This window comes from Nocardia niwae NBRC 108934 = DSM 45340, from assembly GCF_001613465.1.
GTDB lineage: Bacteria > Actinomycetota > Actinomycetes > Mycobacteriales > Mycobacteriaceae > Nocardia > Nocardia niwae.
In genome coordinates, this window is the sequence record NZ_BDCK01000003.1 from 124,907 (window position 1) to 143,563 (window position 18,657).

General features: G+C 67.1%; 13 protein-coding genes and 3 tRNA genes. 12 read left to right on the forward strand and 4 right to left on the reverse strand.

The window, feature by feature from the left end; translation table 11 throughout:
• Window positions 1-24 precede the first annotated feature (24 nt).
• The 3 genes from gyrA to NNI01S_RS02450 all read left to right on the forward strand — a co-directional run bounded on the left by gyrA (window position 25) and on the right by NNI01S_RS02450 (window position 4,091).
• The gene (gene gyrA / locus NNI01S_RS02440; protein ID WP_063017026.1) at window positions 25-2,532 is read left to right on the forward strand and encodes a DNA gyrase subunit A; all 2,508 of its coding nucleotides are present in this window, start codon (window positions 25-27) and stop codon (window positions 2,530-2,532) included.
• A gap of 45 nt (window positions 2,533-2,577) precedes the next feature.
• Window positions 2,578-3,807, forward strand: a complete 1,230-nt coding sequence (locus NNI01S_RS02445; RefSeq protein WP_063017028.1) for a DUF3566 domain-containing protein — start codon at window positions 2,578-2,580, stop codon at window positions 3,805-3,807.
• A 210-nt stretch (window positions 3,808-4,017) separates the two neighbouring features.
• Window positions 4,018-4,091: transfer RNA gene (locus NNI01S_RS02450), tRNA-Ile, on the forward strand.
• A gap of 590 nt (window positions 4,092-4,681) precedes the next feature.
• On the opposite strand, the gene NNI01S_RS02460 is transcribed toward NNI01S_RS02450, so the two are convergent.
• Window positions 4,682-4,754 (reverse strand) — tRNA-Ala (locus tag NNI01S_RS02460).
• A 176-nt stretch (window positions 4,755-4,930) separates the two neighbouring features.
• Between NNI01S_RS02460 and NNI01S_RS02465 the strand changes: the two genes are divergently transcribed.
• Entirely contained in the window at window positions 4,931-7,132 is a 2,202-nt protein-coding gene (locus NNI01S_RS02465; protein WP_063017033.1) for an MMPL family transporter, read from the forward strand.
• A gap of 19 nt (window positions 7,133-7,151) precedes the next feature.
• Here NNI01S_RS02465 and NNI01S_RS02470 read toward each other — a convergent pair whose 3' ends face one another.
• A complete protein-coding gene (locus tag NNI01S_RS02470; RefSeq protein ID WP_063017035.1) occupies window positions 7,152-7,817 on the reverse strand; it encodes a TetR/AcrR family transcriptional regulator in 666 nt (221 codons plus the stop codon).
• Between the two features lie 133 nt (window positions 7,818-7,950).
• Here NNI01S_RS02470 and NNI01S_RS02475 point away from each other — a divergent pair, with 133 nt between their 5' ends.
• The 8 genes from NNI01S_RS02475 (at window position 7,951) to NNI01S_RS36650 (ending at window position 16,596) form a co-directional block, all read left to right on the forward strand.
• Window positions 7,951-9,084, forward strand: a complete 1,134-nt coding sequence (locus tag NNI01S_RS02475) for a VOC family protein (protein ID WP_063017037.1) — start codon at window positions 7,951-7,953, stop codon at window positions 9,082-9,084.
• The gene (locus NNI01S_RS02480) at window positions 9,081-10,016 is read left to right on the forward strand and encodes a fumarylacetoacetate hydrolase family protein (RefSeq protein WP_063017038.1); all 936 of its coding nucleotides are present in this window, start codon (window positions 9,081-9,083) and stop codon (window positions 10,014-10,016) included. The genes NNI01S_RS02475 and NNI01S_RS02480 overlap by 4 nt, the downstream gene beginning before the upstream one ends.
• On the forward strand, window positions 10,013-11,902 hold the full coding sequence (locus NNI01S_RS02485; protein ID WP_063017039.1) for an acyl-CoA synthetase: 1,890 nt from the start codon (window positions 10,013-10,015) through the stop codon (window positions 11,900-11,902). Before NNI01S_RS02480 ends, NNI01S_RS02485 begins: the two co-directional genes overlap by 4 nt.
• Window positions 11,899-13,437 (forward strand): bifunctional 3-(3-hydroxy-phenyl)propionate/3-hydroxycinnamic acid hydroxylase MhpA, encoded by a 1,539-nt coding sequence (gene mhpA / locus NNI01S_RS02490; RefSeq protein WP_063017040.1) that lies wholly within the window; start codon window positions 11,899-11,901, stop codon window positions 13,435-13,437. Before NNI01S_RS02485 ends, mhpA begins: the two co-directional genes overlap by 4 nt.
• 240 nt (window positions 13,438-13,677) lie before the next feature.
• A tRNA-Ala gene (locus tag NNI01S_RS02495) sits at window positions 13,678-13,750 on the forward strand.
• 159 nt (window positions 13,751-13,909) lie between these two features.
• Window positions 13,910-14,635, forward strand: coding sequence for a ParA family protein (locus NNI01S_RS02500; protein WP_157114557.1), 726 nt, complete (start codon window positions 13,910-13,912; stop codon window positions 14,633-14,635).
• Window positions 14,635-15,423 carry a hypothetical protein gene (locus NNI01S_RS02505; RefSeq protein ID WP_063017044.1) on the forward strand — a complete coding sequence of 263 codons (789 nt, stop codon included), beginning with the start codon at window positions 14,635-14,637 and terminating at the stop codon, window positions 15,421-15,423. Before NNI01S_RS02500 ends, NNI01S_RS02505 begins: the two co-directional genes overlap by 1 nt.
• A 327-nt stretch (window positions 15,424-15,750) precedes the next feature.
• Window positions 15,751-16,596: a C40 family peptidase gene (locus tag NNI01S_RS36650; protein ID WP_439956111.1), complete on the forward strand. Its 846-nt coding sequence runs from the start codon at window positions 15,751-15,753 to the stop codon at window positions 16,594-16,596.
• Between the two features lie 31 nt (window positions 16,597-16,627).
• Here NNI01S_RS36650 and NNI01S_RS02515 read toward each other — a convergent pair whose 3' ends face one another.
• Together NNI01S_RS02515 and NNI01S_RS02520 are read right to left on the reverse strand one after the other, a co-directional pair.
• Window positions 16,628-17,809, reverse strand: a complete 1,182-nt coding sequence (locus NNI01S_RS02515; RefSeq protein WP_063017046.1) for a DUF1444 domain-containing protein — start codon at window positions 17,807-17,809, stop codon at window positions 16,628-16,630.
• 44 nt (window positions 17,810-17,853) lie between these two features.
• Window positions 17,854-18,558 (reverse strand): YoaK family protein, encoded by a 705-nt coding sequence (locus NNI01S_RS02520; RefSeq protein WP_084488380.1) that lies wholly within the window; start codon window positions 18,556-18,558, stop codon window positions 17,854-17,856.
• Window positions 18,559-18,657: the final 99 nt, after the last annotated feature.

An 18,657-nucleotide genomic window follows, 5' to 3' on the forward strand; every position in this document is an offset into this window, starting at 1 on the left:
TCAGCCCGTTAAGGAGACTTTCTCATGACCGACATCACCCTGCCGCCGGACGGCGCGGGCGACCGCGTCGAACCGGTCGACATCCAGCTGGAGATGCAGAACAGCTACATCGATTACGCCATGAGCGTGATCGTCGGCCGCGCGCTGCCCGAAGTGCGCGACGGCCTCAAGCCGGTGCATCGCCGCATCCTCTACGCCATGTACGACAACGGGTACCGGCCCGATCGCGGCTACGTGAAGTCCGCGCGTCCGGTGTCCGACACGATGGGCAACTACCACCCGCACGGCGACTCGGCGATCTACGACACCTTGGTCCGCATGGCCCAGCCGTGGGCGATGCGCTACCCGCTGGTCGACGGCCAGGGCAACTTCGGCAGCCGCGGTAACGATGGCGCCGCGGCCATGCGCTACACCGAGTGCCGCCTCACGCCTCTGGCGATGGAGATGCTGCGCGAGATCGACCACGAAACGGTCGATTTCATCCCCAATTACGACGGCAAGACGCAGGAGCCGGTGGTCCTGCCGAGTCGCGTGCCGAACATGCTGATGAACGGCAGCAACGGCATCGCGGTCGGTATGGCGACCAACATCCCGCCGCACAACCTGACCGAGCTGGCGGACGCGATCTACTGGGCGCTGGACAACCACGACGCCGACGAGGAGATCACCCTCGCCGCGTGCATGGAGCGGATCAAGGGCCCGGACTTCCCGACCGCGGGTCTGATCGTCGGCACCCAGGGCATCCACGACGCGTACACCACCGGTCGTGGCTCGATCAAGATGCGCGGCGTCGTCGAGATCGAAGAGGACAATCGCGGCCGCACCACGATCGTCATCACCGAGCTGCCGTACCAGGTCAACACCGACAACTTCATCAACGCGATCGCCGAGCAGGTCAAGGACGGCAAGATCGCGGGCATCGCCGACATCCACGACGAGTCCTCCGACCGTGTCGGCCTGCGCATCGTGGTGACGGTCAAGCGGGATGCCGTGGCCAAGGTCGTGCTGAACAACCTGTACAAGCACACCCAGCTGCAGACCAGCTTCGGCGCCAACATGCTGTCCATCGTCGACGGCGTGCCGCGCACGCTGCGGCTGGACCAGATGATCCGGTTCTACGTCAACCACCAGTTGGACGTCATCATCCGGCGCACCAGGTACCTGCTGCGCAAGGCCGAGGAGCGGGCCCACATCCTGCGCGGCCTGGTCAAGGCGCTCGACGCGCTGGACGAGGTCATCGCGCTGATCCGCCGCTCGGCCAACACCGACACCGCGCGCACCGGCCTGATGCAGCTGCTCGACATCGACGAGGTCCAGGCGACCGCGATCCTGGACATGCAGCTGCGGCGGCTCTCGGCGTTGGAGCGGCAGAAGATCGTCGACGACCTGGCCAAGATCGAAGCCGAAATCGCCGATTACAAGGACATTCTCGAGAAGCCGGAGCGTCAGCGCGCGATCGTGCGCGACGAGCTGGCCGAAATCGTGGACAAGTACGGCGACGACCGGCGTACCCAGATCATCTCCGCCGACGGCGACGTGGCCGACGAGGATCTGATCGCCCGCGAGGACGTGGTCGTCACGATCACCGAGACCGGCTACGCCAAGCGCACCAAGACCGACCTCTACCGCAGCCAGAAGCGCGGCGGCAAGGGTGTGCAGGGCGCGGGGCTCAAGCAGGACGACATCGTCAAGCACTTCTTCATCACCTCGACGCACGACTGGCTGCTGTTCTTCACGAACAAGGGGCGGGTCTACCGGGCGAAGGCATACGAGCTGCCCGAGGCCAACCGCACCGCCCGCGGGCAGCACGTGGCCAATCTGCTGGCCTTCCAGCCGGATGAGAAGATCGCCCAGATCATCCAGATCAAGTCGTATGACGACGCACCGTATCTGGTGCTCGCCACGAAGAACGGCCTGGTGAAGAAGTCGAAGCTGACCGATTTCGACTCCAACCGCAGCGGCGGCATCGTCGCGGTGAATCTGCGCGACGAGGACGAATTGGTCGGCGCCGTGCTCTGCTCGGCCGACGACGACCTGCTCCTGGTCTCCGCGCTCGGCCAGTCGATTCGCTTCTCGGCCACCGACGAGGCGCTGCGCCCGATGGGACGCGCCACCTCCGGCGTGCAGGGCATGCGGTTCAATGACAGCGATGAACTCTTGTCCCTCAATGTGGTTCGCGACGGCACATATCTGCTGGTCGCCACGTCCGGCGGCTACGCCAAGCGCACCGCGATCGAGGAGTACACGGCGCAGGGCCGCGGTGGTAAAGGCGTATTGACCATCCAGTTCGACGCGAAACGTGGCACCCTGGTCGGGGCGCTCATCGTCGACGACGACGACGAGTTGTACGCGATCACCTCCGGTGGCGGCGTCATCCGGACGGCGGCGAAGCAGGTTCGCAAGGCTGGACGACAGACCAAGGGTGTGCGATTGATGAACCTCGCGGAGGGCGATACCTTGCTTGCGATCGCGCGCAACGCCGACGAGCCCGATCCTGATCAGGTCTCCGGTGGCGGCGACACCGGCTCCTAGAAATATCCCAACAGCGGCGGCAACGAACGGACCCAAGGATTCCCATTGACCACTCCGAATCAGCCGAATGACGAGCGGCACCAGACGAACGGTGTGACCGAGCGGATCGCACCGTCACCGATCCCGCCGCGGCCGATCCCACGGCCGGTCGCCTCGGCCGAGAACGGTCAGCCCGGCGGCGGCCAGCAGAGCGGCGGTCAGCCGGGCGGTCACCCTGGCGGCGGTCAGCCGGGCGGTCACCCTGGCGGCGGTCACCCCGGTGGCGTGCAGCCGGGTGGTCACCAGGGCCCGCCGAACGGGCCGCAGTCCGGCGGACATCCGGGTGGGCAGCCGGCCAACCAGCCCGGCGGCAACCAGCCGCACGATATCCGCGACCAGCAGGGTGATTTCGCCCCGCAGCAGGGTGCGCCGGATCAGGCGCCCGGCGGCGACGGCCAGGACCGTTTCGACCAGAAGACGACGCGGATCAACAACCAGGCCCCGCAGTCCGCGCCCGAGAGCGAGGACAAGCAACCGGTCGGGGCCGCCGCCAACGGCGGGCCCCAGTCGCCGTACCAGGACGGCTGGGCGCAGCTGCCGCAGCGGGAGCCGCAGTCCAACCTGTACCGCCCCGGGCAGGCGCCGGTCACCGGACGCCCGAACTCGGGCGGAGGCGGAGGCGGACTCGGGGGCGGCACGTCCAACGCCCGCACCACCGCCGACCTGGCGGCCAAAGCGGCGCGCAAGGAAGCGGCAATGGTGAAGTCGGTCGGCATCGACGGGCCCACCCGCAGCATCGCGCGGCCGGAACTGATCAAGGACATGCCCGACCTGTCCGAGATCCGGCATCCGCTGCCGCCCGGCGAGGCAGCCGGTCCCCAGTCCGGGCCGGTGTCGCCCGCGGTCCCGGTCGCCGTGGCCGCGGTGGCCTCCGGCGAGCCGCTGCGGGCCACCGTGCAGATCCGTCGCATCGATCCTTGGTCGACGCTGAAGATCTCGCTGGTCATCAGCGTGGCGATGTTCTTCGTGTGGATGCTCGCGGTCGGCCTGCTGTACATCGTGCTCGAGGGCATGGGTGTGTGGGAGCGGCTGAACAACACGTTCACCGACATGGTGTCGCAGGACAGCGGCTCGGTGGGCTTGATCGACGCGGGCACCGTGTTCGGCTACGCGGGCGTGATCGGCCTGATCAACGTCGTGCTGTTCACCGCGCTCGGCACGGTCGGCACCTTCATCTACAACCAGTGCTGCGACCTCGTCGGCGGTATCCAGGTCACCCTGGCCGACCCCGACTAGTCATCCAGCGTCCGAACGGCCGGTACCAGCCACCGCGGGGTGGCGTACCGGCCGTTTTCGTTTGGACCAACCGACCGAGAACGCAGATGAACCGAAGATGCCCCCTCGTCGTGAGTGCGGCTCAGCAAGGCTCCTACCAGCCGTTTTGGTTCCGCAGATAGGTGTTGTGTAGTCTCTACACGTTGTTGTTCCCGCGAACAACACCACTACGGGCCTATAGCTCAGGCGGTTAGAGCGCTTCGCTGATAACGAAGAGGTCGGAGGTTCAAGTCCTCCTAGGCCCACTCCCTCATTGCCACATCCGGCGCCACTCCCGTCTTCTCCAGCGGATTCGCATCGTCCCTGCGGTCACCATCGTTGCGTTCCAGGCGACGCATGCATCTTCACGCCAGTCCACGCACGAACACGGCAGACCCGAGATGCCACCGCTCCTTCGGCGAGCACGTAGCGAGCGACACGGTCACCCAGGGCACCGGCGCCGCTCGAATCCTCCCATCTCGATTGAGTGCTCGTTCCGTGAAATGCGTGCTGCCAAACGCCGCGTGCGGTACCGACTCGGTCACATCGGGAGAGGCAGGGACGTCGGCGGTGAGTGCGACCACCGCGTCGTCGGTGAGTACCGTCACCGCGCCACCGGGAGGTCCGGCGGGGACACGGGCGTCGACGATCGGCGAACAACCGACCACAACGCCACAACCGGGTCCCGGAGCCACCGCGGCCCCCGAACCACCCGCTGCGACGACCTCGTCTCCCGCCGCACAGCCGACGCAGGAAGGTAGCGGCCACGGTCTGTGCTTCGACGCCAACTCGGCGCTCGCGGCGTCTGCGAAACGACAAAGGCTCATGCCCTCCATGAGCATGAGCCTCCGAGGAGTGGAGCCTAGGGGAATCGAACCCCTAACCCCTGCCTTGCAAAGGCAGTGCTCTGCCAATTGAGCTAAGGCCCCGTCGCCGTTCGTCACGGCTAGCGTGTACAGACGCCTGGAAAACGGTACCTTCTCGCCGTTGGCGTGGTCAAAACGGCAGGTTGTCGCGTATGGCCAGGTATGGCGACCTATGGTTGGTCGCAGCGTCATGATCCGGTTCTTCGATGTGTCGTCGGTTGCTCGATGAGAGGACCCGCATGTCTCGGTATCTGTTCGCACTCGGCCGCATGGTCGCTCGCCGGCGGTGGTGGGTGGTGGCGGTGTGGGTGGTCCTGCTGGCCTGTGCGATCGGGTTCGCCGCGGTGAGTGGCGGCAAGACCACCGACAACTTCACGATTCCGAACACCGAGTCGCAGGACGCCGTCGCGCTGCTGAAGCAGCGGATGCCCGCCTACAGCGGGGCGCAGACGCAGGTGGTGTTCGCGACGCCCAGCTCGGCAAAAGTCACCGATCCGCAGCCGAGTGCTCAGATCCAGCAGGTCATGGCGGGGCTACGCGGAGTCTCGCAAGTCGCCACGGTGGTCGACCCGTTCCAGGCTCAGGCGATCTCACCCGATCAGCGGGTCGCGTTGGGCAGCGTGCAGTACTCGGTGCAGGCGGGGGAAGTCACCGAGGAGACGTTGGACGCGGTGGACCGCATCGCCGCGCCCGCTCGCGAGGCGGGGCTCGATGTGGAGTTCTCGGGAGCGGTGTATCCGGGCTTCACCGCGGAGGTGCCCGAGACACCCGAGATCTTCGGTATCGCCGCCGCGTTCGTCATCCTGCTGATCACGTTCGGGGCGGTGGTCGCCGCCGGCCTGCCCATCGTCACGGCGCTGGTCGGCGTAGCGATCGGCCTGACCGGAATCCTGGGTGTGGCCGCCTTCGTCGATGTGCCCGCGGCCGCGACCTCCTTGGCATTGATGCTGGGATTGGCGTGCGGGATCGACTACGCGCTGTTCATCCTGTCCCGGCATCGGCACAACATCGTGCTGGGTCTGGCCGCAGACGAGTCGATTCCACTGGCCGTCGGCACTGCGGGCAGCTCGGTGGTGTTCGCCGCGGTGACCGTGATCATCGCGCTGTGCGGCCTGGCGCTGGCCGGTATCCCGTTCCTGACCGTCATGGGGTTGACGGCGGCGGGCGCCGTTCTGGTGGCCATGCTGGTCGCCCTGACGTTGCTGCCCGCGCTACTCGGGTTCGCCGGTGACACGGTCGCCCGCTTCGTCTCGCCGCCGTTGCATCCGGGGCGTCCCGAAGAGGTAGCGCGGATCGCGGCCTACGAACCGGAACGCACGATGGGACACGGCTGGGCCCGTTTCGTCACGCGTTACCGGCTGCCTTTGCTCGTGGTCGGAATCGCCGCGCTGGTGGTTCTGGCGATTCCGGTCACGCGGATCCATCTGGGCTTGCCGAGCGGCGAATCGCAGCCGGAGTCCAGTACCGCGCACAAGGCCTACGACTTGGTCAGCCGGTCGTTCGGCCCTGGTTTCAACGGACCGTTGCTGATGGTCAACGATCTGTCGAAAGCCACCGCCCCGGACGTCGCGCAGACGGTGATGGACCGGTTGCGCGCCGAACCCGACGTCGCCGCGGTCCAGCCCGCGGGCAGCGGTGACGGCTTGCTGCTCATCCAGGTGGTGCCGAAGACCGGTCCGGACGACCAAGCGACCGCGGAGCTGGTCACCCGGCTGCGTGACAATCGCGACCGTATCGAGGCGAACACGGGCGCCACCTTCCTGGTCGGCGGAACGACCGCCGCGAACATCGACACCTCCAACCGGCTGGCCGCGGCCCTGCCGGTCTTCCTCCTGGTTGTCGTCGGCTTGGCGCTGGTGCTTCTGACGATCGCCTTCCGCACCGTGCTGGTGCCGCTGTCCTCGATCGTCGGCTTCATCCTGTCGGTCTTCGCGGCGCTCGGCGTCCAGGTCGCGGTGTTCCAATGGGGCTGGGGAGCGGGATTCTTCGACGTGGCGAAGGCGCAGACGCTGAGCTTCCTGCCCATCATCATCCTGGCGATAATCTTCGGGCTCTCCAGCGACTACCAGATCTTCGTCGTCTCCCGGATCAAGGAGGAATACAGCCGTACCGGGGACGCGACCGGGTCGGTGCAGGACGGAGTCGCGCATTCCGCGCGGGTGGTGAGCGCGGCGGCGCTGATCATGTTCGCCGTCTTCGTGGCCTTCATCTGGGTCGACAATCCGGTCGTCAAGCCGTTGGCCTTCACGCTGGCGGTCGGCGTCGTCCTGGACGCGTTCGTCGTGCGGCTGACCTTGGTGCCCGCCGTCATGGCCCTGGTCGGCGAGCGCATGTGGTACCACCCGAGGTGGTTCGGGCGTTACGTTCCTGATCTCGACATCGAGGGCACCGGACTGGAGAAGGAGTTCACCCCGAGCGCGGTCGGCAGCACGAGCGGCTGACGCCCACGGACCGACGTGGTCAGGCGGCGTCGCCGCGCTCGAGCACGTCGTCGAGGGACGGCAGGGGACGCGAACAGATATCGCGCGCCTCGTCGGGGGAGAGGCCGAACATGCGCAGCAGGTCCTCGGTGACCTGATCGGTGGCGGTGGCGTCGTCGCGGTCGGGGTGATCGTGCAGCAGTTGGCCCAGGCACAGCGCGGCGCCGGTCACGATGGTCATGGACAGCGCCGCATCGCTCGTCTGGAACCGGCCCGCGCGAGCGGCGGCCTCGATATCGCGACGAGCGCGCGGGACGAGTCCTTTGTCGGAGCCCGCCAAGATCAGCCCGTTGTTGAGCAGCACCTTGCTCAGGGTGGGGATTCTTCGGTGCATACGCCCGGTCAACCGGAAACTCTGCGCGAAGACCTCGGCCGGATCGTCCATGCCTTCGGTCAAGGTGTCGAGCACGGCGCCGTGCTTCTCGAGCGCTTCCTCCACCGCCGCCTGGAACAGGTCCTCCCGGCTCTGGAAGTGGTTGTAGAACGACCCCATACCGACGTCGGCGGCCTGGGTGATCTCGAGGATCGGCGCGTTCGATCTTCCGGTGGCGATGAACGCCTGGGCCGCTGTCACGAGAGCGGCGCGGGTACGGGCCTTGCGGCGTGCCAAGCGGTTGGGTTCCGCCGCCTCCGTTCGATCGGTCATGCCCGCTCCTCTCCCTGTCGGTGCCTCGACCATGGTAGCGGCCTGCACTCAGTTATGACGAATTCATCAGCAAGTCTTGACTGAATATTGCGTCGCATGTGACGATATCATCAGTCAACAGAGGGAGTGGTCGATGACCGACCAGCACGACCCGCACACCGGACTGCACAGCGAGTACGGCGCGCAGGTGGGCGAGCACCCGGGGCGGGCCCGCGATCCGATCGTGAAGGTGCATGATCTGGCGTGGCTGGAGTTCGAGAAGCCGGACCTCGACCGCGCCGAGGTCTTCGCACACGCCTTCGGCTTCGCCATCTCGTTGCGCACAGCCGACGAGCTGCACCTGCGGGGCACCGACCCGCAATCGCCATGCGTGCTGATCCGTCGCGGCACGCGCTCGCGATTCGTCGGGCCCGCCTTCCGCGCGGCCGACACCGCCGACCTGCTCCGGCTGGCCGAGGCAGCCGGAAGCACGCTGACTTCCCTGCCCGGGACCTTGGGTGGATCGACCGTCGATCTGACCGACCCCAGTGGATTGCGGGTGCGGGTGGTCGCCGACACCGACAAGCTCCCCGCTCTCCCCGCGCAGCCGCCGCACACGCTCAACTTCGGGCACGAAGTCGCCCGGGTGAACCGGACGCAGCGGCCGCCTCGCTCGCCGGCGCTGGTGCAGCGGCTGGGGCATGTGGTGGTGCAGACCACGAAGTACCGCCGAACGCTCGATTGGTATCTCCGGCACTTGGGGCTGATCGTCAGCGACTTCCTCTACTACCCGGGACAACGCGAACGCGGTCCGGTGATGAGCTTCATCCGCTGCGATCGCGGCCGGACACCCGTGGACCATCACACGCTGGCGCTGGTGCTCGGGCCGGCCAACCGATACGTGCACTCGGCTTACCAAGTGGCCGACCTGGATGCCTTGGCCGCGGGCGGGGAGTACCTGCGCGATCACGGCTATTACCGGTCGTGGGGAATCGGCAGGCACATCCAGGGCAGCCAGATCTTCGACTACTGGCGCGACCCGGACGGTTTCCTCGTCGAACACTTCAGCGATGGTGACCTGTTCGACTGCACGGTGGAGCCCGGCTGGGCGCCGTTCACCGCGTCCGGACTGGCGCAGTGGGGGCCGCCCGCCAGCAAAGACTTCCTCGGCCTCAAACCGGGGCGGGAAGCCCTTCGCGAGTTGCGCGCGATGGCCGATGCGCTGCGCGAGGACAACGAATTCGACCTGCGCCGCCTGCGCGGCCTGATGAAAGTAGCTGGTTCATGAGTATTTCCGTGCTCCGTACCGCCGACGCCTGGTGGGTGGTCACACCCGTGGGCGCGGCCAGGGTCGATACCGCCGCGACCACCACCGGGCAGCTGCTGCAAGACCGGCAGGCGATCCACGCGGCGTCGGCGAGCAGCGAGGTCGTGCCGGTCGAGAGCCTGTCGCCGGTCTCCCCGGTGACCGCGCCGTGCCGGGTCGTCGCCCAGATGACGAACTTCGCCTCGCACGTCGCGGACTCCGGTGGCGATCCGGCGACGGTGCCGCTGACGTTCTTCCGCAAGGCATCAGGGTCGATCAGCGGCCCGCACGACGACGTCCTCCGGCCCCCGCACGTGCGTCTGCTGGATTACGAGGTGGAGATCGGCCTGGTGTTCGGTCGCGACATGCCGGTGGGATCGGAGATCACCAGCGACAACCTCGCCGACTACATCGCCGGTCTGGTGGTCACCAACGACATCTCCGCCCGCGACATCCAACTGCCGAAAACCCAGTTCTACGAGGCGAAGTCCTATCCGACCTTCACTCCGGTCGGTCCGGCGCTGGTGCTGCTGGAGGACGACGAGCTGAAACGGTTCACCGACCTGCGGCTGCGGTTGTGGGTCAACGGCGATCTGCGCCAGGACATGACCGTCGCCGACATGATCTACCGGCCGCTGGAGACCCTGCGGGCATTGACCGGTTTCCAGCGCATGGACACCGGTGACCTGCTGCTCACCGGAACGCCGGTCGGCACCGCGATCAGCGCCCCGCCCAAACCGGTCGAGATCATCGGCTCACTGCTGCCGCCCGCCGTGAAGTGGAAGCTGTTCTTCAAAGGCCAGGCCAAGAACCCGAAGTATCTGCGCGACGGTGACGTCGTCGAGGCCGCGATCGCCACCGACGACGGCGCCATCGATCTCGGCCGCCAGCGCACGACGGTGAGGTACCGGTGACCGACGACCTGCTTTGGCCGCGCTATGCGGACCCGGCCGACCTTCCCGGCATCGAATCGGTGCCATTGGCCGAGCGCGCCTTGCCGGAATCGACCTACGCCCTGCTGGGGAGAGCGGCCCGATCGTGGCCCGAGCGCACCGCGATCACCGTGCTTCCGGAAGCGGCGCGATGGCGGGAGCCATTGCGCCGCAATGCGGCTCAGCTGCTCGAAGACGTGCACCGATACGCGAACCTGCTGTACGACATCGGCGTGCGACGCGGCGACGCGGTGGCGTTGATCGCTCCCAACTGTGCCGGGCTCATCCCGGCGACCTTGGCCGCCCAGCTCGCCGGGGTGGCCGCCCCGATCAACGGTGGGCTGTCCCGGCAGCACATCGCCGAATTGCTGCGGCGCACCGGAGCTCGCGTGCTCATGACGGCCGGACCCGAACTGTCGGCCGCCATCTGGGAAACCACCCGGGAACTGGCCGCCGACGGCATGGTGGACGCGGTGCTCGTGCTGCGGCCGACCGCCGCGGCGGGCGAGCCCGCGCCGCTGCGACCCATCGCTGGCGTGCGCGTCGGTTACCTCGATGAAGAGGCCGCGCCGCACGACGCGCACGCCTTCGTGGGCGAACCGCCGAACGCGGAGGACCTCGCCGCGTTGTTCCACACCGGCGGCACCACCGGCGTGCCGAAATTGGCGGCGCACACCCATGCCAACGAGGTCGCGAACGCGTGGATGATCGCCGCGAATTCGTTGCTCGCCGACGACGCCGTGGTCTTCGCGGCGTTGCCGCTGTTCCATGTCAACGCGCTGGTGGTCACGCTGCTCGCACCCTTGTTCAAGGGGCAGCCGGTGGTGTGGGCCGGACCGCTCGGCTACCGGGATCTCGCCATCTACGGGGAATTCTGGAAGATCGTCGAGCACTATCGGCTCGCCGCGATGAGCGCGGTACCGACGGTGTACGCGGTGCTCGCCCAGTGTCCGGTCGACGCGGACATCAGCAGTCTGCGCTACGCGATGGTCGGCGCGTCGCCGTTGCCTCCCGCGGTGCGGGAGACCTTCGAGACGCACACCGGCATCACCCTGGTCGAGGGCTACGGACTCACCGAGGCGACCTGCGCCAGCGCACGCAGCTTCCCGGGACATCCGCGACCGGGCGCGGTCGGGCAGCGCATGCCCTATCAGTCGGTGCGGGTGGTGCGCATCGGCGCCGACGGTTCGTGGGCGGAACTGCCCGCCGGGCAGACCGGCGTGCTGGCCATCGGCGGCCCTACGGTCTTCGCCGGATACGTGACCGCCCGCGACGCGCACGGATTCGTGCTCGACGGCATGGGCAAACTGGCCGACGGCTGGCTCGACACCGGCGACCTGGCCCACCTCGACGCCGAGGGGTTCATCCATCTGCACGGTCGCGCCAAAGATTTGATCATTCGCGGCGGGCACAACATCGACCCCGCGCTCATCGAGGACGCGCTGCTGGCGCACCCGCAGGTGACTGCGGCGGGTGCGGTCGGTCGCCCCGATGTCCACGCGGGCGAGGTGCCGGTCGCCTACGTCACCCTCGCGCCCGGCGCCGGCATCGGCGCGGCCGAACTGCTCGAATGGGCAGGCAGCCGGGTACCCGAGCGAGCCGCCGCGCCGAAGACCATCACGGTGCTCGACGCGCTGCCGGTCACCGACGTGGGCAAGCCCTACAAGCTCGGGTTGCGCGCCGACGCCACGCGCCGCGAACTCCTCGACGCGCTCGCAGGCGCCGCCGGAGTGCGCGGCATCGCCGCCACCGTCCAGGACGGTGCGATCGTGGCCACCGTCGAACTCGACCAGAGCGGTGACGAGGGCGCCGTCGCGGCGATTCTGGGCCGCTACGCGATCGAGTGGAAGATCGAGGCGCGCCGATGAGCGCCCCGGTCGTGATCGTCGGCGCGGGGCCGACCGGTCTCACCGCGGCGTTACTGCTGGCCCGCTACGGCGTCGAGTCGCTGGTCCTGGAGCGGTGGAAGGGCGTCTACCCGCAGCCGCGCGCGGTGCACATGGACGGTGAGATCCGCCGGATCGTGTCGCGGCTGGGCATCGGTGACGAATTCGACGCCATCTCCCGGCCCGCGCTCGGTCTGCGCCTGCTCGACCGGGATCTGCGGACACTCGCGGAATTCCAGCGCGACCCGGCGGGCGGCCGCAACGGGCACCCGGACGCGAACATGTTCGACCAGCCGGAACTGGAAGCGATTCTGCGCGCCGAGGTGCGGCGCCGGCCGCGAGTGACGTTGCGCGGGGACGTCGAAGTCACCGCGGTAGTCCAGGAAACCGGCGGCGCCAGGGTCGAGTTCACCGATCGGACCTCCGGCGCGACCGAGTCGGTCCGCACGCGGTACGTGCTGGGCTGCGACGGCGCGAACAGCCTGGTTCGTACCGCCATCGGCGCCAGAATGCGTGAGCTGAACTTCGAGCAGCGTTGGCTGGTCGTCGACGTGGGTACGACGGCGGAACTGGGGGAGTGGGAAGGCGTACATCAGGTTTGCGATCCCGTCCGCGCCGCGACCTACATGCGCATCGGAACGGCACGCCACCGATGGGAATTCCGGCTGAATCCCGGTGAAGCAGCGGCCGACTACGACGAGATCGGCCGGGTGTATCAACTGATCAGCCCCTGGACCGGTGCGGTCGCGGTCGAGGAGATCCAGTTGCTCCGGGTGGCCGAGTACACCTTCCGCGCCCAGCTCGCCGACCGCTGGCGGGCGGGCCGGATCTTCCTGCTCGGCGACGCGGCGCATCTCACGCCGCCTTTCATCGGTCAGGGCATGGGCGCCGGATTGCGTGATGCGGCCAACCTCACCTGGAAGCTGGCCGGCGTACTCGCCGGAGACTTGCCCGAACGGGTCGTGGACTCCTATGAGATCGAACGAAAGCCGCACGCGCGGAGCATGATTCGGCTGGCGAAGTTCACCGGGATGGCGATGACCGAGGGCGGTGAACTCGGCAATCTCCTGCGCGGCACGCTTGCTCCCCACCTGGGTCGCCTGCCCGGTTTCCACGCGCTGGTCACCAGCGGCGAGACACCGCCCTTGCGTCGATCCGAGCTGGTCATGCGGTCGCGCCTCGGTGGCGGCCGGGCGGGCCATCTGGTGCCCAACGCTCTCCTGGCCGACGGCCGTCGCTACGACGACGTCGTCGCGGGGCGGTACGCGATCGTCACCACGATCGAACCGGCATCGGCGGAGCACGCCCGGATCCGCGACCGCGGGGCAGTGCTGGTGTTCGCGGCTGCGGGAAGCGAACTGCGTCGCTGGCTGTGCCGGCGTGGCGCCCGCGCCGCTCTCATCCGGCCCGACGGCGTCGTGCAGCGCACCGCCCGCGACCTGCCCGTGCTCTGCGCGGCGATGCCTCGATTCCACTCCGGTGCAGGCGGCGTGCATGGCGAACACCGGGTCGGTTGACCGGGCACTCATAGTTGACGGAATACTCATTAAACTGCGTTCGGGCCGGTGAGAGGCGTGCCGAGCCGAGCCGCCGGACTCAGGTCGTCCTGGGCCGGGCCCCGGCGGCGCAGTAGGGTGGAACCCATGAAACTTCTTTGCACCGCCGGCGTCGTGGTCCTGGTCCTCTTCGGCATCTCCAAGCTGCGCCGGCGCAGCGACGCGGACATGTGGCACGAGGTGACCAGCCGCTGAACTCCGGGGGCCTTAGCTCAATTGGCAGAGCACTGCCTTTGCAAGGCAGGGGTTAGGGGTTCGATTCCCCTAGGCTCCACAGAATAGACAACTCGTACACCGGCGTGCTGTGTCCAATTGGACACAGCGGCGGTGGCGGCACAGCCGGAACAAGGCGCCGCAATCAGACGGTATTCGCTCGTGCTGTGCCAGACTGGCCACGCACAGTAATGCACTCCTCATCCTCGGAGGACCGTCTATGACGAATTCTGTTGCGCCACTCGAATTGCCCGAACCCCTGGTCATCACGCTGGGGAATCTCAAGGGCGGTGTCGGCAAAACGACATCGGCGTTCTTCTTGGCGAGCTACTTCGCTTCGGTTCACGAACTGCGGGTCCTGGTGATCGACGCCGACCCGCTCAGCCAGACCGGATACTCCTGGTACCGTCGGCTGGTCAAGGGGGGCATCGAAGTGCCGTTCGAACTGGTCGCGTTCCCGTCGCGGCATGTCGGCGACTGCATCACCGACAATGCCGCCGATTTCGACGTCATCATCGTGGACGCCGGGGGTGAGTCGGCAGACATCTTCAAGGCCGCTGTTCCCGAGAGCGACGAACTCCTGCTGTTGACGAGTGTGAGCCCATCGGAAGTCAAACGCGTGCCGAGCACGTTCAAAGCCGCCGAGGAGGCGGCAGCCGACAGCGACCGGGAAATCCGGGTGCGGGTGCTGATGACAAAAGTGCCGGTGATCATGAAGAAAGGCGTCAACGTCTCGACCGAATACAGGGCGCAGCGCGGTCATTTGGAAAGCGCGGGCTACGACGTATTCGACTCCTATTTGAGCGCCTGGAAATGGTACCGGGAGGCGGCCGACGGGGAGGTCGGGGAGGGGGCCGAGAATCCGATCGAGGATCTGGGAGAGTACCGCCGGGTGGGCGACGAGTTGGTCGACTCGTACCGGGCGCTGATGGAGGTGCCCGCCTGATGCCTCCGCAACGCAGGAAGGGTTCGATCGGCGGCGGCAATCCGCTATCCGACGGCGCCGAACACACACCGCCGGTGTCACCGCTGCGCGATGCCGAATGGCGGCCGAAGCCGCCCGCGAGCCCGAACGTCTTGACCATGCCGGTGCCGGATGCGGGCGACGGCCCGCTGAGCGATCGGGAGCGGGCGCAGTTGACCGCGTGCGAGTCATCGATCGACACGCTGCGCATCGCGTTCTGGGCGGCCGGCCGCGCACTGCAGATCGTCCGCGACGGCCGGCTCTACCGCGACAGCCACGAGACGTTCGACGAGTACGTGGAGCAACGGTGGGACATGCAGCGGTCCTACGCGCACAAGCTCATCCGGGCGTGGCCGCTGGCCGCGCGGCTGCATCCGATGGCGCCCGCTATCAACGAGGGTCAGGTCCGTGAACTGCTGCCGGTGGTGGCGGAGTACGGCGAAGACGCCGCGATCACCGTGTACACCACCGTGGCGGCGGGTGCGGGGGTGAAGGTCACCGCGGGGAAGCTCCGGCAAGCGGTGGCTCTGCTGCCCGAACGCTATGACGAAGAAGTGGTGGTCGAACGCCTGCAGGCGTGGCTGCGGGGTGAACTGCCGGACGACCCGAACGACCGCGCGGCCGACATCTTCACCGCCATGGAATCCCGGCTCGCCGCGCTGACGAAGCGCGTTGTCAAAGGTTCGAACGACGACCCGCGCGCGGCCCGTGAATTCGCAGCGAAGCTCCGGACGATCGCGAAACAGATCGAGGAGCAGATCACCGCGTGATGCCCGGACCGGCAATGCGCCCCGCAGCGGAATGGTTTCCCTGCGGGGTGTATCGCGTCGAGGTGAATGCATTTTGTGGCGCAGAATTCATAATATCGAGCCACGCGGCAGAACCAGTTATTATTTCGTTACGTAAATAAAGGCGTGTTGTGCTTTACGTGATGCACGCTATGCCGAAAGGTGAACGCTCGGATCGGATCCGCTGGACTGACGAAGCACCGTGATGGTTTTCGAATCAATTCGAGGTCTTGGTGACATCCCGCTCGCCGCGCACTGCGGCGTATGGCCCACCGAAGGCCGGCGATATGAGCATCGGAGGACCGCATCATGGCATCATCGACCGACGTCCGATATACCCGCTACCTGCGACGCGCGCTGCTGTGGGCGTTCGCCGCCGGAGCGGCCGCCCTCCTGGGCATGTTGTGCAACGCCGGGGAGGCATCGGCCCAGCCGGTGGCCATCCCGGGCGTGGGAACATTCGAGATCTCCGACGATATTCCGCTTCCGGGGCTGCCGGAAAAGCTTTTCCGGAACAACGCCATACTTCCCGTCACCGAGTCGCCCGTAACCGGCGGATTCTCGGAAACAGAGGCCATCGCAAGCGCCTCGGTGCCGCAAATCGAAATCGCGCCGGCGACGCTCGGCCCGGCGATCGAGGTCCCGTTCTCGGTGGCCGTCCCCGTGATCGAGCTGCCGGTGCCGACGATCGTTCCGGCGATCGAGATCCCGCTGCTCGGCCTGGTTCCCGAGATCGAGCTCCCCTTCCTCGGCGACATCCCGCAGATCATGCCGCGGGCGCCCACCCCGCCCGCGGCAGTGATCCCGCAGAAGTCCGCCGGTGAGACGGCGGTCGACGCGGCCCGGACCAAACTCGGCTCCGATTACAGCTACGGCGCGGTCGGCCCCGATACTTTCGATTGCTCCGGGCTGGTGCAGTGGTCCTACGAACAGGCCGGCGTGGAGCTGCCACGCACCAGCTACGACCAGCTCGCCGCCGGAACTCCGATACCCCTCGACGACCTGCGCCCCGGCGACATGGTGTCGTTCTACGGCGGAAGCCACTCCGCCCTCTACGCGGGTGACGGCAAGGTCATCCATGCCTCGACGTACGGCACGGGCGTGACCACTTCCCCGCTCTCCTCGATGCCGGTGACCGGTGCCCGCCGCTTCTGACTTCTCGCGAAATCCGCACCGCACCTTCCGATCAGAGCGAGACTGCCGCCGCTTGCAGCCCTGCCAGAGTCTCGGTATCCGGCCAGTGGCGAATTTCGTAGCGGCGAGGTGCGAGATCGGGAACGGGAGTGAGGCCGGTCAGTTCGACGACAGCCTCGAACGGAACCTCGAAAAGACGCTCCAGCTCACCTTGATCGTCACGGCAGAAGGCAATGTAGTCGGCCTCCGGCAGGAGGTACTCGACACCCTCACCCCAGACGGTGATCGTGTAAGGACCGTTGTCGCCATTTCCGTACATGACCGAACCGACGTAGGCGGGCTCGATGGCGTAGGGCGTGAACTCCAGATCCACCTCGACGATCTCGTTGAGAATCTGAGCCTGCGCTTCGTATTCGGTGACCGCCAAACCGCATCGGGCGCGCTGCACGGCGGGCAGGTGGCGGTGCGCGGGTGAACGATCGAGCGGGATCACCGCTCCGCTGTCGTCCACGATGTACCCCTGCGGCGAGATCGGGCGAGGCGCGTCACGGTACTGCTCTTCCACCGCCTCGAAGATGGGTTCGAGATCGTCGATGCCGGAGGCGACGATGAGTGTGTCCACGTCCGGCATGAACGCGACGGGTGGCGTCCCGGAGCCGGAACCGGCGAGCCAATCGGCAAGCAGCGGCCAGGATGTGCAGTAGCCGTTGCCGTCGTCGACGAAATGCAGGATGCCGTCCTCCTCGATGACGGTGAAATTGATTATCTCGCCGAGATTTTCGCGCGCGACCGTGAACACGTCGTCCGGGCTCACGCCCCACTCCCGCAACGACGCGTAGGTGACGATCGATCGGGTTTGTGGCATGTCGATGGCGACCATCTCGTCCACGAATGGAAAGGCAGGGCGTGCGACCGGCCGCGACTCGGGCTCGACGCCTACGCCGAAGCTGTTGGGACGCAACACCGGACGCAGCATGGAACGTACCGAGGGCCAATCCGGCGCCGGGGCGCGCAGCTCGCGCAGGGCGTCGCAGTGTTGGGCCACCCGGGCATCGCGCTCCGCGGGATCGAGCTCGCGGGTTTCCTGAAAGATGTTGTGCAGGTCGAGAATCAGTTCTCCGGTGCGTATCGCGAACTCGTCGGGGTGGTATTCGACGTCGGTCTCGCCCAGTACGGACAGCTGTTGCATCACCAGCGCGGCGAACGTGGCGGCTTCGTCTTCGATGTTCTGCACGCGGTCACCGTAGCCGCGATCGCCGACAAACGCCCCGCGGTGGCTTACTCGCTGAGGGGACCGTGCCGGTCCAGGTGCAGGTAGGTGAATGCGGTGACGAGCAGGCACACCACGGTCGCGGTGATCAGCATCGCCCAGCCCGGGACCGCCAGGCTCAGCAGTCCGCCGAGTAGCGCGCCGAGGCCGAAACCGGCGTAGAGCAGGAAGTAGCCGAGCCAGTCCGCGTAGGAGCCGCCGCTGAGATGGCGTTCGATGCCCTGACCCATCTTGACCAGTGTGCCGGTGACGTAGCTGAGCGGTACCGAAACCTCGCCGTTCTGCACGAACGACGTGTTCAGCGCGCCGACGCCGAAGGCGACGAACAGGATCGGCAGCAGGCCGATCGGCTTGTCGGAGGTTTGGTACTCGAGGATGTCGACGGCCGAGGCCACTGCCAGGCAGACGGTGGTGAGCAGGGTGGGACCGTGCGGATGACCGGACCAGTAGTGCCTGCGGCACCACGAGGCCACGACTACCCCCGACAGGAACGACGCGAGCAACAGGGTGGCAGCCAGAGCCATGTCCGGCTCGTCGTGGAAGTACCCGAGGACGCCCCGCTCGGTATTGCCCGTCATGAAGGTGACGAAATAGCCGGCCGTATGCATGAACGCCGCTGCACCGATAAGCCCGGCGAGCGCGGCCAGCACCCAGGACAGTCTGGCCTCGCCGTTGAAAAGTGCCTTCTTGCGATCTTCTTCCAGCTCCGGCACGGCTGAACTCCTTCCGATACGGGGCGACACCCCAGTGAAGCAGGCTTGTCAACGGAATTCGCCCACGCAGCACCGGCGATTACCGATGGTTCGCCAGTG

Bases quoted from the DNA above. Each gene is read 5' to 3' on its own strand.
- mhpA (WP_063017040.1), top strand. From the start codon at position 11,899: ATGAGCGCCCCGGTCGTGATCGTCGGCGCGGGGCCGACCGGTCTCACC.
- NNI01S_RS02470 (WP_063017035.1), bottom strand. From the start codon at position 7,817: ATGACCGATCGAACGGAGGCGGCGGAACCCAACCGCTTGGCACGCCGC.
- NNI01S_RS02505 (WP_063017044.1), top strand. From the start codon at position 14,635: ATGCCTCCGCAACGCAGGAAGGGTTCGATCGGCGGCGGCAATCCGCTA.
- NNI01S_RS02465 (WP_063017033.1), top strand. From the start codon at position 4,931: ATGTCTCGGTATCTGTTCGCACTCGGCCGCATGGTCGCTCGCCGGCGG.
- NNI01S_RS02475 (WP_063017037.1), top strand. From the start codon at position 7,951: ATGACCGACCAGCACGACCCGCACACCGGACTGCACAGCGAGTACGGC.
- NNI01S_RS02480 (WP_063017038.1), top strand. From the start codon at position 9,081: ATGAGTATTTCCGTGCTCCGTACCGCCGACGCCTGGTGGGTGGTCACA.
- NNI01S_RS36650 (WP_439956111.1), top strand. From the start codon at position 15,751: ATGGCATCATCGACCGACGTCCGATATACCCGCTACCTGCGACGCGCG.
- gyrA (WP_063017026.1), top strand. From the start codon at position 25: ATGACCGACATCACCCTGCCGCCGGACGGCGCGGGCGACCGCGTCGAA.
- NNI01S_RS02500 (WP_157114557.1), top strand. From the start codon at position 13,910: ATGACGAATTCTGTTGCGCCACTCGAATTGCCCGAACCCCTGGTCATC.